Here is a 3986-nt window from a genome sequence, read left to right as displayed (position 1 = left end):
CTCCCCTCTCTCTATTTCGTAACGCGTGCCATGGCAGATGAGTGCGTGGCGGTGCCGCGCTACCCCAGCGCGTCACTGGCCAGTGCCACCTTGAGAAAATCCTTCCAGCTGATGATGCCAACCAGGGCACCATTCTCCAGTACTGGCAGACAAGATACCCCCTTCTCCAGCATCAGTTTGACGCCGTCGCGCACGGTGAGATGGGGAGCGATAGTGATGATCTGCCGACTCATGATCTGATGGGCTCGCTTGCTGAGGGTTTCGGTATCACGGCTCATCTCGGCTTCGGAGTCGAGATAGGGGCTGATGGCGCGAAACAGATCCCGATCCGAGATAACTCCTACCAGCTCTCCCTCCTCCAGCACCAGCAGATGACGAAAGTGGGCCTGCTCGAAGATATCTCTGATGAGACTGAGTCGATCATCCATTGAAACGGTGGCGACCCGGGTCGTCATAATATCCCTGATACGCATGCTAACCTCCCGTTATCCAGCTGGTTTCTCTGTTATGACATGTTTTTGCGGCGCCAGCCAGTGAGCAGCCCTTCGCTACAGTGCAAATCTGCGTCATTTCACGTAAGATCCGCGCCAGTTTTTCTCCTCCATCTTGAGCAAGCAGATCCCACCCATGATAGTTGCCAGTCAAATCGAACTGATCCGCGGCGGCCGCAAGCTGCTGGACAGCGCCTCCGCCACCATTCACCCCGGCCACAAAGTGGGTCTGGTGGGCAAGAACGGCTGTGGCAAGTCCACCTTTTTTGCACTGGTTCGGGGCGAGTTGGCCATCGACAGCGGCAGCTTCAGCCTGCCCGCCGGTTGGCAAATTGCAGGGGTGGCGCAGGAGACCCCGGCGCTCGACTGCTCCGCCCTCGAGTACGTGATCGACGGCGACAAGGAGTTCCGCTCGCTGGAAGCCCAGCTGGTACAGGCCGAGCAGGATGACAATGGCCTGTTGGTAGCAGAGCTGCACGGCAAGCTCGATACCATCGGTGCCTACAGCATTCGCGCCCGCGCCGCCGAGCTGCTGCATGGTCTGGGGTTTGCCGACGAGCAGCTCAGCTCGCCGGTGCGCAGCTTCTCCGGTGGCTGGCGCATGCGTCTGAACCTCGCTCAGGCGCTGCTCTGCCGCTCCGATCTGCTGCTGCTCGATGAACCGACCAACCACCTGGATCTCGATGCAGTGATCTGGCTGGAGAAGTGGCTCAAGAGCTATCAGGGCACCCTGGTGCTGATCTCTCACGACCGCGATTTTCTCGACTCCGTGGTCGGTCGCATCATCCATATCGAGAACGGCAAGCTCAACGAATATACCGGCGGCTACTCCGACTTCGAACTGCAGCGCGCCGAACATCTGGCCCAGCAGCAGTCGATGTACGAGAAGCAGCAACGGGAGATGGCCCACATGCAATCCTATGTGGATCGCTTCCGCTACAAGGCCTCCAAGGCCCGCCAGGCCCAGAGCCGCCTGAAAGCGATGGAGCGGATGGAGAAGATCCTGCCCGCCCACGCCGACTCCGAGTTCAGCTTCGAGTTTCGCGAGCCGTCGGCCCTGCCGACCCCGCTGATCGCCATGGAGAACCTCTCTGCCGGTTACGGCGACAAGGTGATCCTGGAGAAGATCAAACTCAATCTGGTACCGGGTTCGCGCATCGGTCTGCTCGGTCGCAACGGCGCCGGTAAGTCCACTTTTATCAAGATGTTGTCCGGCTCCAACCCGCCGCTCTCAGGCAAGCTGGAAGTGAGCGCTGGGGTGAGCATCGGTTATTTTGCCCAGCATCAGCTGGAGACCCTGCGTCTGGACGATACCCCGCTCGATCATCTGGTGCGCCTCGCGCCGGACAAGACCGAGCAGGAGCTGCGCAACTATCTGGGCAGCTTCGGTTTTCACGGTGACAAGGCGCTCGACAAGGTAGCCCCCTTCTCCGGCGGCGAGAAAGCGCGGCTGGTGCTGGCGCTGATCACCTGGCAAAAGCCGAACCTCCTGCTGCTGGATGAACCGACCAACCACCTGGATCTGGAGATGCGCCACGCCCTGACCATGGCGCTGCAAGGCTTCGAAGGGGCCATGGTAGTGGTCTCCCACGACCGTCACCTGCTGCGTACCACCACAGATGACTTCTATCTGGTGCACGGTGGCCGGGTCGAGCCGTTCGACGGCGATCTGGACGACTACCACAAGTGGCTCGGCGAGCAGGAGAAAGAGGCCAACGCCAAACCGGCCGATGGCCCCGTCTCTGCCAACTCGGCGGTGGCGCGCAAGGATCAGAAGCGGCGCGAGGCGGAGTTCCGCCAGCAAACCCGCCCCCTGCGCCAGAAGCTCGAAAAGCTCGAAGCGAGCATGGAGAAGCTGCAAGGCAAGCTTGGCGACATCGAGAGCCAGCTGGCCGACCCCGCCATCTACGAAGAGAGCGCTAAAACCAAGCTCTCCGAGCTGCTCAAATCCCAGGGCCCCCTCAAGGAGCAACTGGAAGAGGTGGAGCTGGAGTGGATGAACCTCTCCGAAGAGCTGGAAACCATGGAGCAAGCCTTCTTTGCGTAACGAACAGCTGATGGCCAGCGAACGGGTCGCAGTACACGAATTGCCGACGCCGATCGGCTTCTGGCACTGGAGCGGCAAGGTCTATGGTGAGCGCAGCCAGGATTGGCTCACCGTGCAGGAACAGGGGGGCAACGTCAATCTGGCGCTGCTGCTGCACCGGCTCGATCAACTCGGCGTCGTGGTCGATCTACTCGATCTGCAGCCCGCCTTGCTGCAGACCGAGGCGGTGCTGACCCCCTGGCGCGCCCTGCGCCAGAGCGCCAAGACGCGACTCGACGAACAGCAGTATCAGTCGATGCTGGCCCACGAACTGGAGCTGGAGCGGCTCCAACAGGGCGTCCTGTTGCAGACCCTGCGCAGCCTCTCCCTGTTTCGCGGCAACAGCCGCAATTTGTTGAACTATCTATCGCTACTGGGTGCCCAGCAGGGCCCCCTCAGAGATCTAATATGCTGAGCTACCGCCACGCCTTTCACGCCGGCAACCATGCCGACGTGCTGAAACACACCGTTCAGGCCCTGATCATCGAGTCCCTCAAGAAGAAGGAGAAACCCTTCATCGTGCTGGACACCCATGCCGGTGGCGGTCTCTACGACCTGCGCGGCGACTGGTCCCAGAAAAAGGCCGAGTATGCCGACGGCATCGGCCGCCTGTGGGACGAGCGGGCCCAGTGGTCTGCCATGGCCCCCTATCTCGGCGTTATCGAGGAGATGAACCCCGCTCAAGAAAGAAACAGCGGCGAGCTGCACTACTACCCCGGCTCGCCGGAGCTCTCCCGTCGCCTCACCCGCGAGCAGGACAAGCTGGCGCTGATGGAGCTGCACAACAACGAGGTCGAAGACCTGCGCGCCAACATGGGCTATGACCCCCGCGTCGCCGTGCACCACCGTGATGGCTTCGAGGGGCTGATCGCCCTGCTGCCGCCCACCCCGCGCCGCGGGCTGGTGCTGATCGACCCGCCTTATGAGCTCAAAGAAGATTACTTCGCCGTGGTCGATACCCTGAAAAAGGCGCAGAAGCGCTGGGCGACCGGCATCTACGCCCTCTGGTATCCCATCCTCGGGCAGGAGGCGGACAAATCCCGCGATATGCTGCGCGCCATCAAGCGGGAGAACTTCGGCAACGTGCTGGTGGCCGAGCTGGAAGTGGCTGGTCAGACTGCCGACTGGGGCATGAACGGCTCAGGCATGCTGATCATCAGCCCGCCCTGGATGCTGGACGAACAGATCGAAGCCTTCCTCAAACCCCTCTGTGCCAAGCTGGCGCAGGGCGCCGGCGCCCAATACAAGGTGGAGTGGCTGAACAAGGTCGAAGAGTAAGCTCGCACCAGCCCGCTCTGGCGCCCGGTCAAGGCGCCAGCAAGTCGCTCACCCAAGCCGTTCACACTGGCGGCATGGCCAGCAAAGAGAAGCCCCGTTCAGGGGCTTCTTGTTTTTTTAGGTTCATCGCG

4 protein-coding genes are annotated in these 3986 nt (G+C 61.5%); 3 read left to right on the top strand and 1 reads right to left on the bottom strand.

The genetic code is table 11. From position 1 onward, the window contains the following. Positions 1 to 59 precede the first annotated feature (59 nt). Positions 60 to 473 (bottom strand): CBS domain-containing protein, encoded by a 414-nt coding sequence (locus BN1117_RS17115; protein ID WP_040099365.1) that lies wholly within the window; start codon positions 471 to 473, stop codon positions 60 to 62. A gap of 154 nt (positions 474 to 627) precedes the next feature. Between BN1117_RS17115 and BN1117_RS17110 the strand changes: the two genes are divergently transcribed. From BN1117_RS17110 to BN1117_RS17100, 3 genes are read left to right on the top strand one after another with little or no spacing between them, the layout of a single operon-like run. Next, on the top strand, positions 628 to 2538 hold the full coding sequence (locus tag BN1117_RS17110; RefSeq protein ID WP_040099363.1) for an ABC transporter ATP-binding protein: 1911 nt from the start codon (positions 628 to 630) through the stop codon (positions 2536 to 2538). Next, positions 2531 to 2992: a DUF2390 domain-containing protein gene (locus BN1117_RS17105; protein WP_040099361.1), complete on the top strand. Its 462-nt coding sequence runs from the start codon at positions 2531 to 2533 to the stop codon at positions 2990 to 2992. The genes BN1117_RS17110 and BN1117_RS17105 overlap by 8 nt, the downstream gene beginning before the upstream one ends. Further along, positions 2986 to 3855, top strand: a complete 870-nt coding sequence (locus BN1117_RS17100; RefSeq protein ID WP_040099359.1) for a 23S rRNA (adenine(2030)-N(6))-methyltransferase RlmJ — start codon at positions 2986 to 2988, stop codon at positions 3853 to 3855. The genes BN1117_RS17105 and BN1117_RS17100 overlap by 7 nt, the downstream gene beginning before the upstream one ends. Positions 3856 to 3986 lie beyond the last annotated feature (131 nt).

The sequence above is a fragment of the Aeromonas australiensis genome, from assembly GCF_000819725.1.
Lineage (GTDB): Bacteria > Pseudomonadota > Gammaproteobacteria > Enterobacterales > Aeromonadaceae > Aeromonas > Aeromonas australiensis.
The sequence above is the reverse complement of the archived record's forward strand: the minus strand, read 5'-3'. Positions and strand labels throughout refer to the sequence as shown.

Coding starts and splice junctions, on each gene's coding strand:
- BN1117_RS17115 (WP_040099365.1), bottom strand. CDS start 473: ATGCGTATCAGGGATATTATGACGACCCGGGTCGCCACCGTTTCAATG.
- BN1117_RS17110 (WP_040099363.1), top strand. CDS start 628: ATGATAGTTGCCAGTCAAATCGAACTGATCCGCGGCGGCCGCAAGCTG.
- BN1117_RS17100 (WP_040099359.1), top strand. CDS start 2,986: ATGCTGAGCTACCGCCACGCCTTTCACGCCGGCAACCATGCCGACGTG.